The organism is Bartonella sp. AA1HLJMS (assembly GCF_042197445.1).
Taxonomy (GTDB): domain Bacteria; phylum Pseudomonadota; class Alphaproteobacteria; order Rhizobiales; family Rhizobiaceae; genus Bartonella.
The window spans coordinates 1-20,374 of the sequence record NZ_JBHIRW010000016.1; the positions used below are offsets into that span (position 1 = coordinate 1).

At 36.7% G+C, this 20,374-nt stretch carries 16 protein-coding genes; 12 read left to right on the top strand and 4 right to left on the bottom strand.

The window, feature by feature from the left end; all coding sequences use genetic code 11:
- The 3 genes from ACFIQE_RS05680 to ACFIQE_RS05690 all read right to left on the bottom strand — a co-directional run.
- Positions 1-405: hypothetical protein (locus ACFIQE_RS05680; RefSeq protein WP_375707370.1), on the bottom strand; the 405-nt coding region annotated here is incomplete at its 3' end.
- Positions 398-994: a DUF1214 domain-containing protein gene (locus tag ACFIQE_RS05685; RefSeq protein ID WP_375620677.1), complete on the bottom strand. Its 597-nt coding sequence runs from the start codon at positions 992-994 to the stop codon at positions 398-400. The genes ACFIQE_RS05685 and ACFIQE_RS05680, both read right to left, overlap by 8 nt.
- Before the next feature lie 17 nt (positions 995-1,011).
- Positions 1,012-3,162: a transglycosylase domain-containing protein gene (locus ACFIQE_RS05690; RefSeq protein ID WP_375707371.1), complete on the bottom strand. Its 2,151-nt coding sequence runs from the start codon at positions 3,160-3,162 to the stop codon at positions 1,012-1,014.
- Between the two features lie 343 nt (positions 3,163-3,505).
- Between ACFIQE_RS05690 and ACFIQE_RS05695 the strand changes: the two genes are divergently transcribed.
- The 12 genes from ACFIQE_RS05695 (at position 3,506) to ACFIQE_RS05750 (ending at position 17,968) form a co-directional block, all read left to right on the top strand.
- Entirely contained in the window at positions 3,506-3,742 is a 237-nt protein-coding gene (locus ACFIQE_RS05695) for a hypothetical protein (RefSeq protein ID WP_375611157.1), read from the top strand.
- Between the two features lie 21 nt (positions 3,743-3,763).
- A complete protein-coding gene (locus tag ACFIQE_RS05700) occupies positions 3,764-4,429 on the top strand; it encodes a response regulator transcription factor (RefSeq protein WP_375707372.1) in 666 nt (221 codons plus the stop codon).
- Positions 4,429-5,847, top strand: coding sequence for an ATP-binding protein (locus ACFIQE_RS05705; protein WP_375611158.1), 1,419 nt, complete (start codon positions 4,429-4,431; stop codon positions 5,845-5,847). The genes ACFIQE_RS05700 and ACFIQE_RS05705 overlap by 1 nt, the downstream gene beginning before the upstream one ends.
- 234 nt (positions 5,848-6,081) lie before the next feature.
- Positions 6,082-6,852 carry a tetratricopeptide repeat protein gene (locus ACFIQE_RS05710; protein WP_375612997.1) on the top strand — a complete coding sequence of 257 codons (771 nt, stop codon included), beginning with the start codon at positions 6,082-6,084 and terminating at the stop codon, positions 6,850-6,852.
- Positions 6,853-6,924: 72 nt separating this feature from the next.
- The gene (gene ccmE / locus ACFIQE_RS05715) at positions 6,925-7,404 is read left to right on the top strand and encodes a cytochrome c maturation protein CcmE (RefSeq protein ID WP_375611160.1); all 480 of its coding nucleotides are present in this window, start codon (positions 6,925-6,927) and stop codon (positions 7,402-7,404) included.
- Positions 7,405-7,411: 7 nt separating this feature from the next.
- Positions 7,412-9,391, top strand: coding sequence for a heme lyase CcmF/NrfE family subunit (locus ACFIQE_RS05720; RefSeq protein WP_375707373.1), 1,980 nt, complete (start codon positions 7,412-7,414; stop codon positions 9,389-9,391).
- A 1-nt stretch (position 9,392) separates the two neighbouring features.
- Entirely contained in the window at positions 9,393-9,803 is a 411-nt protein-coding gene (locus ACFIQE_RS05725; RefSeq protein WP_375611162.1) for a cytochrome c-type biogenesis protein CcmH, read from the top strand.
- Positions 9,804-10,019: 216 nt separating this feature from the next.
- The gene (locus ACFIQE_RS05730; protein WP_375611163.1) at positions 10,020-11,531 is read left to right on the top strand and encodes a Do family serine endopeptidase; all 1,512 of its coding nucleotides are present in this window, start codon (positions 10,020-10,022) and stop codon (positions 11,529-11,531) included.
- A gap of 72 nt (positions 11,532-11,603) precedes the next feature.
- On the top strand, positions 11,604-12,290 hold the full coding sequence (locus ACFIQE_RS05735; protein ID WP_375629450.1) for a winged helix-turn-helix domain-containing protein: 687 nt from the start codon (positions 11,604-11,606) through the stop codon (positions 12,288-12,290).
- Positions 12,287-13,669, top strand: a complete 1,383-nt coding sequence (locus ACFIQE_RS05740) for an ATP-binding protein (protein WP_375645508.1) — start codon at positions 12,287-12,289, stop codon at positions 13,667-13,669. The genes ACFIQE_RS05735 and ACFIQE_RS05740 overlap by 4 nt, the downstream gene beginning before the upstream one ends.
- A gap of 98 nt (positions 13,670-13,767) precedes the next feature.
- A complete protein-coding gene (locus tag ACFIQE_RS05745) occupies positions 13,768-16,692 on the top strand; it encodes a bifunctional [glutamine synthetase] adenylyltransferase/[glutamine synthetase]-adenylyl-L-tyrosine phosphorylase (RefSeq protein ID WP_375707374.1) in 2,925 nt (974 codons plus the stop codon).
- 451 nt (positions 16,693-17,143) lie between these two features.
- Entirely contained in the window at positions 17,144-17,968 is an 825-nt protein-coding gene (locus ACFIQE_RS05750) for an outer membrane protein (RefSeq protein ID WP_375612993.1), read from the top strand.
- A gap of 1,375 nt (positions 17,969-19,343) precedes the next feature.
- On the opposite strand, the gene ACFIQE_RS05755 is transcribed toward ACFIQE_RS05750, so the two are convergent.
- Positions 19,344-20,228 carry a metallophosphoesterase family protein gene (locus ACFIQE_RS05755; protein WP_375628204.1) on the bottom strand — a complete coding sequence of 295 codons (885 nt, stop codon included), beginning with the start codon at positions 20,226-20,228 and terminating at the stop codon, positions 19,344-19,346.
- Between the last annotated feature and the right edge of the window lie 146 nt (positions 20,229-20,374).

The following is a 20,374-nucleotide window of genomic DNA, read 5'->3' on the forward strand; positions in this document are numbered from 1 at the left end:
ATTTTTTTTAGGTTTTGATTTTTTGAGTTCTATGATTTGTATTGGTTTTCCAATGATAAGATCAAGTGTCGCATCAGGGGCTGTTCGGTCATTAAGGCTATAGAAAATAATTCCGTCGTGTGTGTAGGCTGCTAGTGACCAAAATTGTTGTGTTTTCAAAGCTTTTAAATGAACAGGTCCATTTTCAAGATTAAATCTGCAGACTTTAAGAAGAAAGAGTGGATCAGCAGATTGCTGAATAGGATTATTGGGCGTAAAATCGACAAATTGATAAGAGGTTCCAGATTTTTTTAGTGCTGTCCATATATTATCTTGTGCCCAATAGGGGATCAGAAAGAGAACGCAAATATGAACGATAATAGCGCCAATGATTGCAAGAAGTGCGGTATGAATAAATCTAGTCACAATTTATTTGTCCTGATGGAATTTGTTCTATTGATGGCATTGTAAGCTTTTGTAATGCCGTTGCAGAGATGATTGAGGTATCGTATAAGGTAAGAATAAGCCCGAATTCTTTTTGACTAACTGTTGCAAGCCAATTGCCGGTTTGCGGTGTGGGTGAAATATTAATGCGCAATGAGCCATCATGCTCATAAATAATAGCGTTCGTGTGGAGTTCAAAAGGTATTTCTTTGGATGAAGTATAGGGTTTTAGGGATTTGTCAGCTGTATAAAGGGTAAAAAGACGGGTTTCAGGGATGGTGCCTTTGAGTAAATAATGACAGTGATGATGAAGTGGACGCCCTTGGTTATCTTGCCAAATCTGGAATTGAATACCTTCAGTTCGTCCGAGTGAAACAATGCCTTGTTTAGCGGTGCGGGCGCGGGTATAAGGATCCATATTGGCGGTTCCCATTTGGGGATAAGCACTCCATTTTCCAATTCTAAAGAGTCCAAAATGAGGAAAGGAATTGAGCACATAATCGACACTCAGTGTTCCACATAAAATGGAAAAAGCGAAGATAAAAAAGAAAATGGTGATATTAAAAAACATCAGTGAATATCTTGAATTCAAAATGTTGAATCTCCAGTTGTTTTCATCTTCAAAGAAATTGCAGATGGTTTTTTCAGATCTTTGTTAATCAATCGCACGATATTTAATGTTTCAGGAGAAAGCGTAGAGGGTATTGGGGAAGGAACTTCAGAATCTACACGGGAAGAAAGTACTGGAGGCTGATAAGGAAGGAGAGAATCTTTAACACCATAGAGCTGTTTGAGCATAATATTTTGATGCGCAGCAAGCATGATACGATGCCATATCATGGCAGGAACGCCACCCCCAAAAGCACGATTCATCGGTGAAAAATTATCATTTCCCATCCATACCGCTCCCGTATAATTTCCCGTAAAGCCAACAAACCAAGCATCACGATAAGATTGTGATGTTCCAGTTTTCCCAGCGACAAGAGTCATGGGCAACGCAGCACGCTTACCAGATCCTCGTGTTGTGACACCCACCATCATTTGATTCATATAAGCTGCTGATTGTTCACTCAGAACTCGGTGTAGTTTTTTTCCGTTATGTTCGAAATCCCACACAACACGACCATCAATTGTTTTGATTTGCGTAAACCCATGACGATTACCCGCTATTCCTCCATTGGCAAAGACATTAAAGCCTGTAGCTTGATCCATGGGGGTCATGTTGGAAGTGCCAAGAACCATCGTTTTGTGTGATAAAATATGCGCGTTAATCCCCATATTTTTAATGAGATCTATGATAGGTTGGGTATCGCGGTTAAGATATTGGTAGGTGAGATACACAGGGACTGTATTAATAGAAAAAGCTAAAGCTGTTGCTAAATCAATTTTCCCCAAATAACGGCCAGAATTATTTTTTGGTGTCCAACCTCCCCAATTGATAGGAGCATCTAAAACGATTGTCGAGGGAGACAGTCCGTGTTCCAGTGCGGTTGCGTAAACATAAGGTTTGAATGAAGAACCAGTTTGCCGTCCGCCTTGTGTTGCTCTGTTAAATTGACTCTTTTTATAATCTTGTCCTCCAACAATTGCGCATACGGCACCGTTATTATCGAGTATAACAGTGGAAGCTTGTGTTACGCGATATTGTTGACCATACTGATGTAAATGATATGCAATTGATTCTTCTGCTGCTTTTTGAATATTCGGATCAAGGGTCGTTTGAATAATTAAACTATGGCTTGGAAGTTGATTACGCATTTTTTTGACTTCCTCGAATGCCCAATCAAGAAAATAATCTGGCTGATTATTTTCTCTTTGGGGAAGTACCTTAGCAGGGTGGCGATGCGCATTGATAATTTGGCTCTTCGTCATAAAGCCACTATTAACAAGATTAGAAAGGACGATATTGGCACGTGTTTGAGCTGCAAAGAGATGACTATGAGGAGCATATTTTGTTGGAGCTTTAAAGAGTCCTGCTAACATAGCAGATTCACTTAAAGAGACATGACGTATGTTTTTTCCAAAATAAAATTTTGCCGCTGCGGCAATACCAAAATTGTTTCCTCCCATATAGGCTCGGTCAAGGTAAAGTTGTAAAATCTGCTTTTTGCTAAAATTTGCTTCTAGCCAAAGAGCAAGATAAGCTTCTTTGATTTTACGTGTTATGGTTCTTTCGTTTGTTAAAAATAAATTTTTAGCCAATTGTTGTGTGAGAGTTGAACCACCTTGCACCACACCTTTAGCTTGCATATTTTGTGAAATTGCCCGTGTAAGTCCTTGAAAATCAATGCCCCAATGATCAAAAAAACGACGGTCTTCTGTAGCGAGAACCGCTTTAATGACAGTGTCAGGCATTTCTTCAACGGGGACAGAGATTGCCGGCAGTGCACCACGGTGCCCAATGGAATTTCCATAGCGATCTAGAAAAAGAATGGAAAAGTTTTTAGGAGAAGACCAATCTGTTTTGGTCAGTTCAAAAACAGAAATGCCCAAAATAGTGAAAAGAGTAAATCCCATCAACCCTAATGTCAGTATTTCATCGAGAACTTCAACGATAAAACGTTTCCATCCTTGAAGATGAAAATTTTGTGAGATGATTTTTGCCTTTTTCCAGAAAAAACTGTTAGCAGAACGAATGTGATAAAACGCTGTGTCTAATCGTGCGTCTAATTCAATGAGAGCAGGACTATGAAATGGCTTACGGTGTTGCCCTTTCTTTTTTTTAAAAAAATCAAACATTTAAAGAGAGCCTATGGCAAAGCAATACAACCAAACAAATCTACAATAATTATATGGAGTAGAAGTATTTTTTTTCTATAGTTCTAACAGAGAAAGAATTTGTTTTAGAATTATTCATTTTTTGTAAGATAGTATATTAATATTTTATTATTTTATTGAATAAATTTTATTCTCATTATTAAAAATATTTTTTTGATTTTTTAAAAATTTGGAGTAATGTTAATATGTTCTTCTGTAAGATAGAGGATAAATTGTTTCCATTTGTGATTTTTTAATCGACCAAAAAAAACCATTATTTCTTTTATCCTTTATCAAGGAGAAGAGATGGGTTATTGAAATATTTATGATGAAAAAAAAATTCTTGTTCGTAATAATAGCAGCTTTTTTAGGAGCAGATTCTGTTCTAGCTTCTGGGTGTGCTGAAGTAGGTAAGAAGGCTGCCGCACAAGAGAGCGGGGTTCTCGTCCGTTCAAAACCGGTTGTTCAGGATGGAAAGAACATGTGTGCAATTGTGGTTGTTGTACCAGCCCGTAATGGTGAAAAGTTACGTCGTGTTGAATTTTTTGTTCCTGCTGATTAGTTTTTGGCAGATGGTGTTGTGATGCGTATCTTAATCGTTGAAGATGATCGGAATCTTCACCATCAATTAGCAGAAGCTGTAAGACGTGCAGGATATGTTTCCGATAGTGCTTTCGATGGTGAAGAGGCTTATTTTTTAGGGAGCACAGAGTCTTACGACGCGGTGATACTTGATATAGGTTTACCGCAGATTGATGGTATTAGTGTTGTTGAAAAATGGCGTCAAGAAGGGCTCTCCATGCCTGTTTTAATGCTAACGGCGCGAGACCGTTGGTCTGATAAGGTGCACGGTATTGATGCTGGAGCTGACGATTATGTTGTGAAGCCATTTCATTTGGAGGAGGTGATGGCGCGCTTGCGAGCATTAATTCGTCGCACTATGGGACATGCGACAAGTGCATTATGTTGCGGAAATGTTTTGTTGGATACAAAGACGTCTCGTGTTTTTGTGGATGGTCAATTGATTAAACTAACATCTTATGAATTCAGACTGCTTTCGTATCTCATGCATCATTGTGACAGGGTCATTTCAAGAACAGAGCTTACTGAACATCTTTATGATCAGGATTTTGATAAGGACTCGAATACGGTGGAAGTCTTTGTAGGTCGGTTACGGAAAAAGCTTGGAATGGATTTGATTGAAACTATTCGAGGAATGGGATATCGCGTGAGAACGCGAGGTGATTAATGAATGTTTTTGAAGAGAATAATTGGTATAGGAGGTTCTTTTTTGTAATTACTCGATCTCTCAGTTTACGTGTTATGATCTTATCAACATTATGGGTTGTTATTTCTCTTTTATCGATTTCTGCAGTAAGTATTTTATTTTATAAGCGTTCGACTGAACAAAGCCTAGAGCGTATCCTTTCTGCTCAACTCTACAGTCTTATTGCAACAGTGACGGTGTCATCGGAAGGTACTTTGATAGGAGGGGCTGGGATTGATGATATTCGTTATTCTGATCCAACAACAGGATGGTATTGGGAAGTTGTTGCGATATCCCATAATTTAAAAGGAAGATTGACATCTCCCTCATTGGGAACAGGCGAGATATTTACACCAAGTGATGTTGATATACCTTTTGACAATAAATTCTTTCGCTCTTATCGGATAACGGGGAACAATGGTCAAAAGCTACAAGTGATTGAGAGTGATGTTGTTCTTGATAATAAAAATCATATTGCACGTTTTCGGCTTGTTGGGAATATCGATGAAGCTCATGCCCAGGTAAAGGAATTTAAGCGAACTTTGCAAATTTTTCTTTGGAGTTTCGGTATCGGGAGTGTTCTTATTAATATTGCTATTATTTTCTTTAGTTTTCAACCGTTGAAGCTTATTCGACGTGCATTGAATGATATTCGCGAAGGAAGAGTTCATTATGTGAATACGGATTTAGTAAGCGAAGTGATGCCGCTTGTACAAGAGATGAATGCTCTCATTAATAATAATCAGCGTATTATCGAGCGATTTCGCACACAGGTTGGTAATCTCGCGCATTCATTGAAGACGCCTCTATCCGTGATTATGAATGAGACAGATAAGATGCGCGGAGAAAAGGCTAGTTTGTTGAGAGAGCAAACGCAAATAATGCAAGCTCAAATCAATCATTATCTTCAGCGTGCGCGGATTGCAGCACAATGCGATAGTGTTGTCTATCATACGTCTGTTCGCAGTGTGCTTGAACGCTTGGTACGGGTTATGAAAAAGCTTAATCCTGAAAAACAAATTCAATTTATTATGGATGTTGATGATATTGTTTTTTCTGGAGAGAAGGAAGATTTAGAAGAAATTATAGGGAATTTGATTGAAAATGCTACTCAGTGGTCTCGCGCAAAGGTTTTGATCTCTTGTTGTTTAGAAGAAAATGCTGAAGAAACAGAATATTTTAGTATCTTTGTAGAAGATGATGGTCCTGGTTTAACAGAAGACAAAATTGATGAAGCATTAAAAAGAGGGCGGCGGTTTAATGAAAGTAAACTAGGGTCAGGCTTAGGGTTAGCAATTGTTTCAGATATGGTCAGTGAATATGGTGGCAATCTCTTTTTATCACGTTCTGATTTGGGTGGGTTGTATGCAAAAGTTTTATTACCTAAGATGGGAGAATAACATATTTTCTCCTTAAGCAAGAAATATCTATAAAGTTTGTAAAGCAGTATTTTCAGATAATACATCAAAGAGTAGGGAAACATTGTTTTTAGTTTCTTTGTTTAATTGATATATATAATAGATTTTATAATATTCTCCATGAAAAAATGAATTTTTATTAATTCACATCACTTTTCTCATGAAGAGGATAAAATGTAAGCGAGTTATTCTCTGTTCGTATTGGAAAAAAACGATATGCTCTTATTGATTTTTGCAGCATTTTTTCTGATTTTTCTGGCAAGTGTTCTTTTTCTTTCACTACGTTTTGATGATGAGATAAAAAAAGAATGGAAAGTTCAAACCGTGGGTGGTTATAGAAGCCATAAGCGTATGATTGAGTTTAACAAGCTTTATATGCATTATAAAAAAAGAAATATTCTTAAGGCTTTAAGTATCTTATTTGTTCTCCTTATGACATGGAATATTTATGGGCTGACAGGCAATCCAGAAGTGAAAAGTTATTTTTTTAGCGAATTAATGGATAAGGATCCTCAAACTCTTAGTAAGCAAGAAAAGCTTATTCGTTTACAAGTGCTTTTTTTCCGTGCACCTCATGATGGCAAGCTAGCAGATGCGTTAGCGGTAGGGTATCTCGAAGAAAGCCTTTTTCAAGAAGCAGTGAATACTTATTTAGATGCACTTCGTTTGAATGGAGAAACAGCTCCAAGGCTTGTAGGATACGGTTTAGCATTGGTTGGTTATGAAGGGGGAGTGATAACGCAAGAAGCGCAAAATGCTTTTCAAAAAGCAGCAGATTTAGCGCCAACAGATTTTTATCCACGTTTATTGTTGGCTGATGCATTGCATCAAGCAGGAAAAACTGCGCAGGCAGTGCAATTTTTACAAAGCTTTCTTGACACAATGCCTGAAAATTTTTCAGGACAATCACGTGTTAAAAAAATGATAATTCAGTTACGTGATTTATCGAGTGAGCATACAAAGAAAAGAAATCTTGCACCTATGTAGAAGATGTGCAAAGCTTTTAAAAAATAAAATATTGATACTTAATTATAACGTAAATTTTTTCGCAGAGTGTCTATGAACAGTCAATCTTTAAAGAATTCTGCCTCATGGAAGGTTATTTTAGAGCAGCGAAAAAAAAAGCGCTTACTGATCATATTATTATGTTGTTTGGTTATGACAATTGCAGCAAGTCTCATAGTGTATGCAATGCGTCATGCGGTCAGTTTTTTTAGAATGCCCTCTGAAATTACAAGAGAAGATATTTTAACGGAGCGCCCTTTGCGTTTGGGTGGCTTTGTTGAAAAGGGAACTGTTCAATATGTTGGAGAGAGAGGCGTTGTTTTTTTTGTAACGGATAACAAAAAACATGAAAAAGTAGTTTTCAATGGTGCCTTACCGGATCTTTTTCGTGAAGGTCAGGGGGTGATCGTAGAAGGGCATTTCGATAAACAGGGCTTTTTTATAGGGATGCGTATTTTAGCAAAACATGATGAAACTTATATGCCTAAAGAAACAGCTGATCGTTTGAAAAAACATTACATTATGGAGAAATAATTCGATTGTGCTTGTCGAACTGGGTCATATTTTTTTAGCTGCAGCATTTTCAGTAAGCTTATTAGGGGCATTTTTACCTGCTTTAGGTTTTTGGTGGAGAGAGCGTTTGTTAATGCAAACAGTTGTTCCTCTAACATATATCACTTTTACATTACTGCTTTTATCTTTTTTAGTGATAATTTATGCTTATGTCGTATCTGATTTTTCTGTTTTGAACGTTGTTGAGAATTCTCATTCAGAAAAACCGATGCTCTATAAAATTACAGGTGTTTGGGGCAACCACGAAGGCTCTATGTTGTTATGGGTTTTAAGTCTTGCTTTTTTTAGCGCATTGATGGCTTTTTTTAGCCAACATTTGCCAGAAGATTTTAAGACGCTTGTTTTAATTTGCCAAAGTTGGATTACAACTGCTTTTCTTTTATTTATTCTTTTTGTATCCAATCCATTTTTACGCGTAAATCCACCAGCATTGCAGGGAAATGGTCTCAATCCTCTTTTACAAGATATCGCATTAGCAATTCATCCACCGCTACTTTATTTAGGTTATGTCGGTTTTTCACTTTGTTTTTCTTTTGCCGTTGCGGCATTGATTATGGGACATGTTGATAGAATTTGGGCGCGTGGGATTCGTCCGTGGCTTTTACTTTCTTGGTGTTTTTTGACATTGGGTATTATGGTTGGCTCTTATTGGGCTTATTATGAGCTAGGATGGGGGGGGTATTGGTTTTGGGATCCTGTTGAAAATGTTTCGTTTATGTCGTGGCTTTCAGGAACGGCTCTTTTACATTCTGCTCTTGTTCTCGAAAAACGAGAAATATTGAAAAGTTGGACTCTGTTTTTAGCGCTTCTTACTTTTTCCCTTTCTCTGATGGGAACTTTTCTTGTGCGTTCTGGGCTTTTAGTTTCTGTTCATAGTTTTGCTGTTGATCCAGCACGCGGGCAAGCAATTCTTGCTCTTTTATTTTTTTTTACGGGAGCTGCTTTTCTTCTTTTTGCTTTGCGTACCCCTATTTTAAAAACAGAAAGATTTTTTCAACCAATTTCACGTGAAGGGTTTATTGTTTTAAATAACTTGTTACTGACAACAATAACAGCAACAGTATTGATTGGTACGCTTTATCCTTATTTTATTGAGATATTAACAGGGCAAAAAATTTCTGTAGGGGCTGCTTTTTTTAACCTTACCTGTGGACCGCTAATGGTTTTGCTGTTGTTGTTTGTTCCGTTTGGGACAATGGTGGCATGGAAACGCGGTGATTTTCTTGCAGTTTTTGAACGGTTGTGGTTTGTTTTTGTATTGGTTGGTATCGTCTGTTTTATAATATTTTATGCGACATCTGTGCGTGATATTTTTGCAGTTTTAGGGATTGGGCTTTCAGCGTTTGTTTTTTTAGGCAGTTTAGCGGATCTATGGGGAAAGAGTGGATATGGTAAGAGAGCTTTTTCAGTACGCGTTAAGAGATTTCTTGGATTGCCATGGTCTACTTTTGGTGCAGCAATAGCACATATGGGATTAGGCGTTACATTATTTGGTATTGTTTGCGTGGCAAGTTTTGGGCAAGAACGTATTTTAATCATGAACGTAGGGGATAGGGTGACGATAGCGGATAAAACGCTTCATTTTGATGCAGTGTATGATGGTGTTGGTTCGAATTATTCGACAATGGAGTTTTATTTTAAAATATATGAAAATAAAAACATTGTAGGTAATGTAACAGCCTCAAAGCGATTTTATTCAAGCCAAAATACATCAACAACAGAAGTTGGTCTTAAAAATCATGGCTTATCACAGCTATATATTGTACCGGGACATATTGATAATCGGGGTCTCGTTGTGCACGTATGGTGGAAGCCTTATGTAATATGTATTTGGTTAGGGGCATTCATGATGGCTATGGGGGGATGTCTTTCTCTTCTGGGGTATTGGTTTCGCATTGGCATGTACAATAGGGTAGTGCTTGCTTTAAATTTTTGGAAAAGACATTGAGATGAAAAAAATTCTTTGGATTGTATTTTTTTTAATTGCAACATTTCCTTTTCGATTAGCAATAGCAGTAGAGCCGGATGAGATTTTAAAGGATAAGATTCTTGAAGCGCGAGCACGCCATATTTCATCGCATTTACGTTGTCCGGTTTGTCAAAATCAATCAATTGATGATTCAGATGCTGCTTTAGCACGTGATTTACGGCTTTTAATTCGGGAAAGGCTAAAAATGGGCTATAGTAATCAGCAAGTCACTGACTTTCTTGTTGAGCGATATGGTGAATTTATTCTCTTGAAACCACCATTGAATAAGATAACTTGGTTTTTATGGTTCTCGCCTTTGATCATTATTATCATTGGCGTAAGTATCATATTTTTCCACTTCAAACGGAATAATCATGCGTTATGTGAATGAAAAAGAACAGTCAAAAATGTCATTGCATTAAAAAAATGTTACATAAAAGAAAAAATCAGATCATCTGCAATGAGCAGACAATCTTATTGTAATTATATTAGGGAATACTGAAACCTTACAAAACTTTAATAATTTAGACAGAAAATGGTAAGGTCTGGTATTTTATAAGTGATCGGAATTGAAATAAAGGTATGATTGAATAGGAGCATAGAATAAATGGTTAAAAAGGCTTTCTTTAAAACATTTGTCGCAGTGAGTTTTTCTGCGATATTGGAAAGTGCACTGTTTTTTAGTGGATGTACATCAAGCTTGTGGATGACAAAGGCTCATGCAAGTTCTGTATTTACTTCGTTAATGCAACAACAGGGATTTGCCGATATTGTTGCTCAAGTGAAACCAGCCGTTGTGGCAGTACAAGTAAAGAGCAATAAAAAGAAAGAAGATAGGTTCTTTAGCAACTTTTTTAGTGGTCCAGGACTTGATCAATTACCAGATCAGCATCCTTTAAAAAGATTTTTTAAAGAGTTTTATGATTTTGATAAACCTAAAAATAAATTTCCGCACCAATCGCAGAGACTCCGTCCTGTTGCTTTTGGATCGGGTTTTTTTATTTCATCTGATGGTTACATTGTGACCAATGATCATGTGATTTCTGACGGAACAAGTTATACTGTTGTTCTTGATGATGGTACAGAATTGAACGCAAAGCTCATTGGGAAAGACCCAAAAACCGACCTTGCCGTATTAAAAGTGAATGATAAAAGAAAATTTTCTTATGTTGATTTTGGTGATGATTCAAAGCTTCGTGTTGGGGATTGGGTTGTTGCCATTGGGAATCCATTTGGTCTTGGTGGAACTGTGACAGCAGGTATTGTTTCTGCACGTGGACGTGATATTGGCACTGGTGTGTACGATGATTTTATTCAGATTGATGCTGCTGTTAATAGAGGAAACTCTGGTGGTCCAACGTTTGATCTTAATGGAAAGGTTGTTGGGGTTAATACAGCAATTTTTTCTCCTTCTGGAGGAAATGTTGGGATTGCTTTTGCTATTCCAGCAGCGACTGTAAAACAGGTTGTACAACAACTTATTGAAAAAGGTTCAGTTCAACGTGGTTGGTTAGGTGTTCAGATTCAGCCGGTAACAAAGGAGATTTCCGATTCAATAGGATTGAAAGAAGCCAAAGGTGCTTTGGTTACTGATCCGTTAAAAGGACCGGCAGAAAAGGCTGGTATTAAAGCGGGTGATGTAATTATTTCAGTGAATAATGAAAAAGTTGCTGATGCGCGTGAGCTGGCGAAACGTATTGCAAATATTAAACCAGGAGAAATGGTAACCATAGGGATTTGGAGATCAGGTAAGGAGGAGAGTATAAAGGTTAAACTCGCTTCAATGTCTGAAGACGAAAGTAAGAAAGAGACTTCAAAATATTCAAATGGACAGAGTGATTTAGATGAAACATTGGAAGATTATGGTTTGATTGTTATGCCTTCTGATGATGGTGTAGGGGTTGTCGTAACGGATGTCGATACCGATTCAGATGCTGCAGATAAAGGGATACGCCCTGGTGATATCATTGTGACAGTAAATAATAAACCAGTTAAACGAGTCTCTGATATTATTAACACAATCAAAAATGCTCAGCAGTTAGGACGAAAGGCTATACTCTTACAAGTGCGAACAAATGATCAAAATCGTTTTGTTGCTCTTCCAATTTTCAAAAAATAAGGCTTTAGTTGTAGGACAAATGTTTATTAAACATTTGTCCTACAACATAATAAAATAATGGAGATACGTTTTATGAAGATACTCGTTATTGAAGATGATCATGAGACGGGGCATTATCTCGAAAAAGCATTTTGGGAAGTAGGGCATTCTGTTGATGTTGCTTATGATGGAGATACGGGATACGCTTTAGCAACCACGGAAAATTATGACGTTATGGTTGTTGACCGAATGCTTTTGCATCGTGATGGTCTTTCTATTATTGCTGAATTGCGCGCTAAAGGCAATGAAACACCGGTTCTTATTCTGTCTGCTTTAGGGCAAGTTAATGATCGTGTAACGGGGCTGCGTGCAGGGGGAGATGATTATTTAACAAAGCCTTATGCTTTTTCTGAACTTCTTGCGCGTGTTGAAGTTTTACAACGGCGGAAAAATCCTAAAGAAGCAGAAACTGTTTACTGTGTAGGTAATCTTGAGCTTGATCGGTTAGCACATACGGTAAAACGAGGTGATAGAAACATTCTATTGCAACCACGAGAGTTTCGTTTACTTGAATATTTGATGCGTTATGCGGGGCAGGTTGTTACACGCACTATGCTTTTGGAAAACGTTTGGAATTACCATTTTGATCCACAAACGAATGTCATTGATGTCCATATCTCTCGTTTGAGAGCCAAAATTGAAAAAGATTTTGATGTTCCCCTTCTCCATACAGTGCGTGGAGCTGGATATATGCTGAAAGTACCAGATAACAAAGCATGAATCGTTTGATTAATATAATGCGCACGACGGCGCTAAGGCTTTCAGCACTTTACATTTTATTGTTTGGATTGGTGGCAACAGGACTTTCTATTTATATGACGGCATTTTCTGCTTCATTGTTAACAGAGCAAACTGAACAGGCTTTACATGAAGAATTAAAGTATATTGAAAATGCTTATAATTATGGGGGATTATCCTTATTAATGCGCACTATTGATTATCGTTCAAGACAACCAGGAGCATTTCTTTATCTTGTTACAGATTCTATGGGGCGTATTTTAGCTGGAAATGTAGCACGTATTGAATTAGGTCTTTTGAATCAGAGTGGTTTTATTTCTACCTCTTTTTTGTATTCCCGTTTTGGAGAACATGGCAAAACAAGTGAACATCGCGCTTTGGCGGTTATTGTTGATTTACCTAATGCTATGAAGATTCTTATAGGACGTGATTTGGATGAGCCAGAACGTTTTGCTGTTGTTATTCGCAAAGCTGTGATCATTGCACTTGCTGCAATGGTTGGAGGCGCTTTACTCATATGGTTTTTTGTTGGCAGAAGAGCTTTACAAAGGATTGATCATGTAACGGCTGCATCACAGCGCTTGATGGATGGTGATTTCAGTGGGCGTTTACCTGTTTCTGGAGTAGGGGATGAGTTTGATCGATTGTCAAGCAATCTTAATGTTATGTTAGACCGCATTGAAGAGTTAAATATTGGTTTACGTCAAGTATCAGATAATATTGCTCATGATCTGAAAACGCCGTTAACGCGTCTTAGAAATCGCGCTGAAGAAGCGCTTTCAGGAAATAAGACAAAGCTTGAATATCGTCAGGTCCTTGATAGGGTTATTGCAGAATCAGATCAACTTATTTGTACGTTCAATGCGATTTTAATGATTTCACGTATTGAGGCCAGCAGTGCAATTGAACATCTTGAAATGATTAATATGAAACTGATCCTTGAGGATGCTGTTGAGCTTTACGAACCTTTTGCTGAAGAGTCAGGTGTTTTACTTCAGTTGGGAGATATATTTGATAAAGAGCTAAAATTGAATCGTGAGCTTGTTGCGCAATCAATTTTTAATCTTATAGATAATGCAATTAAATATGCGCCTAAAGGTGGAAGGCAAGCGAAGGTTTGCTTATCAATGGAATATCGTGATGAACATTTATTAGTTGTTGTGAGCGATAATGGACCAGGAATAGCAGAGGATAAACGTGAAAAAGTGACAGAGCGATTTGTTCGTCTTGAAGAAAGCCGCACACAACCTGGGTTTGGGATTGGTTTAAGTATAGCAAAAGCGGTTATGAAGCTTCACGGGGGTGAATTGTTACTTGAAAATGCAAATCCAGGGCTTAGGGCTGTTTTGTTATTTCCTTAAAGATATTTTTCTTCACTTTTCACTTTTCATACGTAACAACTATTTTAAAAGTATAAAGCAATAGAAAGGAAAGCAAAATGCTTTTCAAGGGAGCACAGATGAAACAAGCTTTTTTTAAAACACAGCTTCTCCCTTTATGTCCTCTCGATAAAAGTGGTTCCCAATGGTTAAAAGACATGGAAGAACAAGCAAGGAAAGAAGGTTTAGAATCGCTTGTTTCCATCATTTCAGAGAGTGGAACGCAGATTGATTTTATCAGTTCGGTTATGACCTTATCTCCTTTTTTGCGTGAGGTTTTAATTGCCAACCCATCATATCTTAGTGCTTTATTAAATGTTGATATAGAAACAAGGCTGAGCGAAATTATAGATGATATTACAGCTATTGATAAGGATGAAGCTATAAATGAAACTTCATTGATGGCTGCTTTAAGGCGCAAAAAACGAGAAGCGCATGTTCTTATTGCTTTAGCTGATTTGGGTGGTGTTTTTACTTACGAAGTTTCATGTGCTTGGTTGACACGTTTGGGCGAAGCAGCATTAAGTGTAGCACTACGTTTTCTATTAAGAGAAGCGCATGATCATGGTAAGATCAATTTATTAAGCCGTGAGAATCCAGAAAAAGACTGTGGTTTAATTATTTTAGGGATGGGAAAGTTAGGAGCAGGGGAACTTAATTATTCTTCTGATATTGATCTTATTGTTTTCATTGATGAAACATCACCTCATATTGGTAATCTTTCTGAAAGTGTTGACGTATTTTCTAAAATGGTACGCCGATTAATCCGTATCATTCAAGAACGCACTGCGGAAGGATATGTTTTTCGTCTTGATTTTCGTCTTCGTCCAGATCCAGGTTCAACCCCTTTGGCCTTACCAGTAAGGACTGCATTGCGTTATTACGAAGGGCGTGGGCAAAATTGGGAACGAGCAGCCATGATTAAAGCACGTCCAGTTGCTGGTGATAAGAGGGCAGGTTTTAACTTTCTCAAAGAGCTTTTTCCCTATGTGTGGCGGAAATATTTAGATTATGCTGCTATTGCTGATATTCATTCGATCAAACGTCAAATTCATGCGCATAAAAATTACGGTCAAATTGCAGCTTATGGGCATAATATAAAGTTAGGTCGTGGTGGTATTCGTGAGATTGAGTTTTTTGTTCAGACACAGCAGCTCATTGCTGGTGGACGTTTTCCTCAATTACGTGGACGTCAGACAGTTGCAATGTTAGCAGAACTTCACACGCTTGGTTGGATCAGTGAGAAAACGAGAAATAGCCTTATAAAAAGTTATGCTTTTCTTCGAAATGTGGAACATCGTATTCAAATGCTTTTCGATGAACAAACACATCTTCTTCCAAATGATACTGCTCAATTCACAAGTGTTGCCTATTTAATGGGTTATCAAGACAGTAGCAGTTTTATCCGTGATTTATTAAAAACACTTCAGGTTGTTGAAAAACATTATGCAGCACTGTTTGAGAATGAGCAAGAACTTGGTTTAGAAATTGGTAATTTAGTTTTTACCGGTGAAGAAGATGATCCGGAGACATTAATAACGTTAAGCCGTTTAGGCTTCGAAAGAGCAAGTGATATTTGTCGTATTATGCGCACGCTCCATTTTGGTCGTTATAAAGCAACGCAATCAGCCGAAGCACGCGAGAGATTAACGGAATTAACACCAGCTCTTTTGAAAGCTTTTGGTGGGACAAAACGAGCTGATGAGGCGATGTTGCGTTTTGATGGTTTTTTACAGGGCTTACCTTCAGGAATTCAGCTTTTTAGTCTTTTGCAGTCTAATCCCTCTCTTTTGGATATGCTTGTCCTTATTATGGGTGCTGCTCCACGTCTTGCAGAAATTATTACACGCAGATCCCATGTTTTTGATGGAATGTTAGATCCGAATATTCTTTCAGAATTACCGACCAAAACGTACTTAGAAAAACGGCTTGAATATTTTCTTGAAAATGTTCTTTCTTATGAGGAAATTCTTGACCATTTAAGGATTTTTGCAGATGAACAACGTTTTTTGATTGGTATTCGAATTTTAAACGGTACAATTACAGGAGAAAGAGCGGGTTTTGCTTTTACTGCGCTTGCTGATCTTATGATTACAAAAACATTTGCTACCGTTCAAGAGGAATTTTCTCGTCTTCATGGTCGTATTAAAGGGGGGCGTGTTGGCATATTGGGTATGGGGAAGCTTGGAAGTCGCGAATTAACAGCAGATTCCGATGTTGACCTCGTTTTGCTTTATGAACACGATGATGATGCAGAAATATCTGATGGAGAAAAGCCTCTTTATATCTCTCAATATTATACGCGTTTAGCACAACGCCTCGTTTCTGCTTTATCCACTCTTACAAGCCAAGGTATTCTTTATGTCGTTGATTTAAGGTTACGGCCATTAGGCAATAAAGGACCTATTGCTGTTTCTTTTCCATTTTTTAAAAAGTATTATCGCCAAGAAGCATGGATATGGGAATATCTTGCTTTAACAAGGGCTCGAGGCATTGCAGGAGACCCTGATTTTTTACAAAAACTAGAAAATGAAGTGTGTGCAATTATTGCTATTTCTCGTGATAAGAAGGAAGTTGCAAAAGAAGTATGTGAAATGCGTGCCTTGATTGCAAAAGAAAAGCCGCCAAAAAATCAATGGGATTTAAAAACGATGTCTGGTGGCATTATGGATTTGGAGTTTATTGCTCAATTTTCTCTTATTACGCATGTCATGGAGTTTCAAATTGGAGCGACGACAGCGGATATTTTAGATCACTTACCAAACAGTTTTCTTAATCAGTCATGTATTGCTGATTTACATTATGCCTATCGTCTTTATACAAATTTGAGTCAAATTATACGGCTTTGCTTAAATGATTCTCTTGATCCCAATGACATGCCACCTGGATTAAGTGATCTTTTGTTGAATAGTGTTGGGGAACCTGATTTGCTTCGTGTGGAAAAATTAATTGCAGAAACTGGGCAATTGGTCTGTTCAGTTTTTACAAAAATCATGAAATATTAAAATAATTCTATAAGAATAAATAAAAATTATTAATTCCATTTTTATATATTAATTTTTGTCTTTCATTTCATAGACGCTTGAGAGGGTTAGAGTGAAGTTCTCTACTGTTTTTTCAAGTGTGATGAAAAAATTCTCCATTCTAGGTATCATTCTTTATACAAAAAGCGATGAGTGATTAATTTAGTGAATCATATTTTTTATGAGCGTTATCTCATTTTTTCAAAAAATTGACATTATAATTATTTATATAATTTCAGATAATAATGATCAATATGAAGCTATAAAAGATGCTATAGATTAATAGCTTCTGGAAATTATAAATAATATTTAAGCTTTATTTAAAATTAATTTTAATTTTTTAACTGTGTCATTTTTGCTATAGATTTTTTCAAAAAATTGTGAAACGATTTACCATTATTTATGTATCACATTAGCTTTTAGGGGAGCAATTATGATTACAAAGTATTTAGCCTCAACATCTATATTTTCTTTAATTTCAATTTCTGTAGTACAGGCGTCGGATATCGTTATTCCTGAACAACCTGTTCCTGTTATTCCAGCACCTGCTTTGTCTTGGACAGGATTTTATCTTGGAGGACAGATTGGTAACTTTTCAGGTAAAACAACTGCAAGTTATTTAAAACATGAGACAGGGATATGGAATCCAATTGGAAAGGAGAATTTACCTAAACTTTCTGGTTTTATCGGGGGAGTTTATGCAGGTTCCAATATTGATATCGATAATAGTTTTATTATAGGTATTGATACAGATATTATGTGGTTTGGTAAAAAGGATTCTAAAGATGTCAATCTACCGAAAAAAAGTCCAACTGAAGAAACACCAAAACTTGTAGAAAAAACAAGTCTAACAAGAGATTTGCATGAGGAGGATTCGACAACACCTATTAAAGCTGTACGTCATACTTTAAAACAAAAATGGGCTGGTGCTACACGGGTGAGAGTTGGTTTTGCGATTGAGCGTATGATGCCTTATATTTCTGGAGGGATTGCTTATACGCAGCTTCAGAATATTTTTGCGGCAGTAGCTGATAGCAAAAATGGAGAAGTTGATTTTTCTGATTGGTTGCATGATGAAAAAAAGACCATGATTGGTTATACCCTTGGAGGTGGTATTGATTTTGCAATGACTGATAATATTATTGTACGTGCAGAATATCGTTATTCAGATTTTGGCAAAAAGAAGTTCATACAGGATAAATTTGAAATGGGCTACAAGACAAATGATTTTCGTGTGGGTGTAGCTTATAAATTTTAATTTTTTGCATAATTAAACACTTCAAAAGTCTCATTTTCGAATGAGGCTTTTATTTTTCAGATATGTTCTAGTAAATATCCTTTACTCAAAAGAGCTACTATTTTATTCGAACAATACTTTGATTTGTAAACATAAATTACTTTTTGTCATGTTGAGTGAGAGACCCAAGTGTCATAAGATTTTCTCATTTTAAACCTATACCATATTGAACCGATCAAAACCATGTCTTTTGCACGTCAAAAAGAGGGGGCGTCGTGAGATAAAAACATTAAAGAAAGAATAAAAATGCTTCTTATGAACCATTTTAAGTGCTAAAGGCTGTCGCTACATTAGGGGGTGGCAAAGTGTGAGATTTTGATACTAGCTTGCTTTTCCATAAACGTGAAGATGGTGTTGCTAAATGGACTTAACATTACATCATTCATAGGTACCGTCGGGAAATGGGGTTGGGTGCTTTAAAAGATGCTTTTTTAAACCAACATGTGAATTGGCAAGCTAATGGCATTTTATTTTATTTGAAAGATCTTTCATACAATCAACTTTTCTGTTTTGCGGTATCGTAAAATATTTTATTTAATAACAAAAAGCTCGCAAAAAATTCTAAAGAACGTAAAATTACATCCGCAATATAACTCAATAATAAAATAATTATAAAGAGTATTATAAAGTGATTTATAGGAAAAAATAGAGAGAAAATTAGGAATTTATTGAGACATAAAAAACATTATTACCTATGTCTGTTATCGAAATATAATCTATTATTCTCCTAATTTTTTAATGTACGATAATAAATTTTGAGTGAAATAGTAATGGATCATTTCAAATCTATTTACGATAAATCAATCAACATCATTTGTTTATGAATCACAAGTAGGTTGGGTTATTTAAATTATATACTTTAGTTATTATTTGGCTTTTTTAGCCATTGATTTTCAGGTATAGAAGCTGAATGAGCGTCTCTATTATTCTATAAAATATCATCATTGTAATAATATAAGGATTTTACGCATTAGATGCTTTTGGAGGAGTGGATGATGAAATTCAAAGCAGGGTTTATGTGTAGAGCTTTGTGAAGTAAATCACATGCGCAATTAGCAGCTGGAACCCGTGAGACAAGAATCCGAATTATTTATAAATCAGATGTGGTAGAATTTTCGTCCTTTAGAGCGGGAAGGAAGAAAACCGATAAGTTTGTAAAAAGCTAGTCACATAAGTGGGGCAGCAGATGGAACTGTCTGAGAAAAATTGATCTATTGACAGAGAAGGTGAAACTTTATCTTTTAAGGAGAAAAAGGGAAATAAGAATTATGATTTCCAAAGGGATATGAAATAAAAATATTTTTATTTTTTGTTGTTTGGGCAACTATGAAGGTGTTTAAAGATTAATTGTTTCAGTACATGCAATCTCGTTTTTGGGGTTGATAATGCTATAACGTTTTAATTGGCAATGCCATTGATTTTGTAAGCGTTCAATGGAAAATAAATTAAAGCCTGCGGGCGGTTTTTTATCACCAAAAGCTTGTGATGCGGAAGGAACTCCAACAATAGGAATTTTTTTAATTGGTCCTTCAATGTAATTCAATGTGGGTAAATGAGTATGTCCGTGAAGAATAAGCTCACAACCGTGGTATTTGATAACGTCTAGAAAACGTTTTATATCCCGTAGTTTTTTATGCCAAGACGTGGCCTTTGGAAAGGGGGGGTGGTGAATCATGACGACACGAAAAAGGTTGCGCTGTGCTGCTTCCTTTAAAAAGAGCGGTAAAGTTTGCGCTTGCATTTTACCAAAATAGCCAGAAGCTTGAAAAGGCAATGTCGCAATGGCTGAAGAAGCTGCTATGATGGCAACATCTTTGCGAATGCGCATATAAGGAAAGGCACTTTTTTGAGGGATGTCACCTGTAATCCAAGGTTTAAAGAGAGTGCACGCTTTTTGTAAAGCGCCGCGGACATAGGCATCGTGATTTCCAAATGTCAAAGAAATATCTTGAGGTTTTCCTAGGTTAAGTAGCCAACGATGAGCTTGTACAAATTCTTTATCGAGAGCAAGATTTACAAGATCACCAGAGATCACAAGGTGATCAGGTTTTGTTTTGTTCAAGGCATCTATTAAAGTTTCTAGGACATCTGTTGCCATCTGACTCTTACGTTTTTTTTGCCAGTTCAGATAACCGGTAAGACGTTTCCCAGAAAGTTCAAAAAGGGAAGGTTGCGGGAGAGGGGAAAGATGTACATCCGATATATGGGCAAGATAAAACATAAAAGCTCGTAGAGTATTAAAAACGATTTAAAGAATAAACATAAGATAAGTTAGTGCTTAAAGGCAAGAAAGATTGTAAATGAAAATTAGCTTGCAAAAAAGAATGTCTCAAGCGGAATGTTCTAAATAGAATATCCCTAATAAAA

Bases quoted from the DNA above. Each gene is read 5' to 3' on its own strand.
- ACFIQE_RS05690 (WP_375707371.1), bottom strand. From the start codon at position 3,162: ATGTTTGATTTTTTTAAAAAAAAGAAAGGGCAACACCGTAAGCCATTT.
- ACFIQE_RS05705 (WP_375611158.1), top strand. From the start codon at position 4,429: ATGAATGTTTTTGAAGAGAATAATTGGTATAGGAGGTTCTTTTTTGTA.
- ACFIQE_RS05740 (WP_375645508.1), top strand. From the start codon at position 12,287: ATGAATCGTTTGATTAATATAATGCGCACGACGGCGCTAAGGCTTTCA.
- ACFIQE_RS05725 (WP_375611162.1), top strand. From the start codon at position 9,393: ATGAAAAAAATTCTTTGGATTGTATTTTTTTTAATTGCAACATTTCCT.
- ACFIQE_RS05735 (WP_375629450.1), top strand. From the start codon at position 11,604: ATGAAGATACTCGTTATTGAAGATGATCATGAGACGGGGCATTATCTC.
- ACFIQE_RS05730 (WP_375611163.1), top strand. From the start codon at position 10,020: ATGGTTAAAAAGGCTTTCTTTAAAACATTTGTCGCAGTGAGTTTTTCT.
- ACFIQE_RS05685 (WP_375620677.1), bottom strand. From the start codon at position 994: ATGTTTTTTAATATCACCATTTTCTTTTTTATCTTCGCTTTTTCCATT.
- ACFIQE_RS05745 (WP_375707374.1), top strand. From the start codon at position 13,768: ATGAAACAAGCTTTTTTTAAAACACAGCTTCTCCCTTTATGTCCTCTC.
- ACFIQE_RS05700 (WP_375707372.1), top strand. From the start codon at position 3,764: ATGCGTATCTTAATCGTTGAAGATGATCGGAATCTTCACCATCAATTA.
- ACFIQE_RS05695 (WP_375611157.1), top strand. From the start codon at position 3,506: ATGATGAAAAAAAAATTCTTGTTCGTAATAATAGCAGCTTTTTTAGGA.
- ACFIQE_RS05750 (WP_375612993.1), top strand. From the start codon at position 17,144: ATGATTACAAAGTATTTAGCCTCAACATCTATATTTTCTTTAATTTCA.
- ccmE (WP_375611160.1), top strand. From the start codon at position 6,925: ATGAACAGTCAATCTTTAAAGAATTCTGCCTCATGGAAGGTTATTTTA.
- ACFIQE_RS05755 (WP_375628204.1), bottom strand. From the start codon at position 20,228: ATGTTTTATCTTGCCCATATATCGGATGTACATCTTTCCCCTCTCCCG.
- ACFIQE_RS05710 (WP_375612997.1), top strand. From the start codon at position 6,082: ATGCTCTTATTGATTTTTGCAGCATTTTTTCTGATTTTTCTGGCAAGT.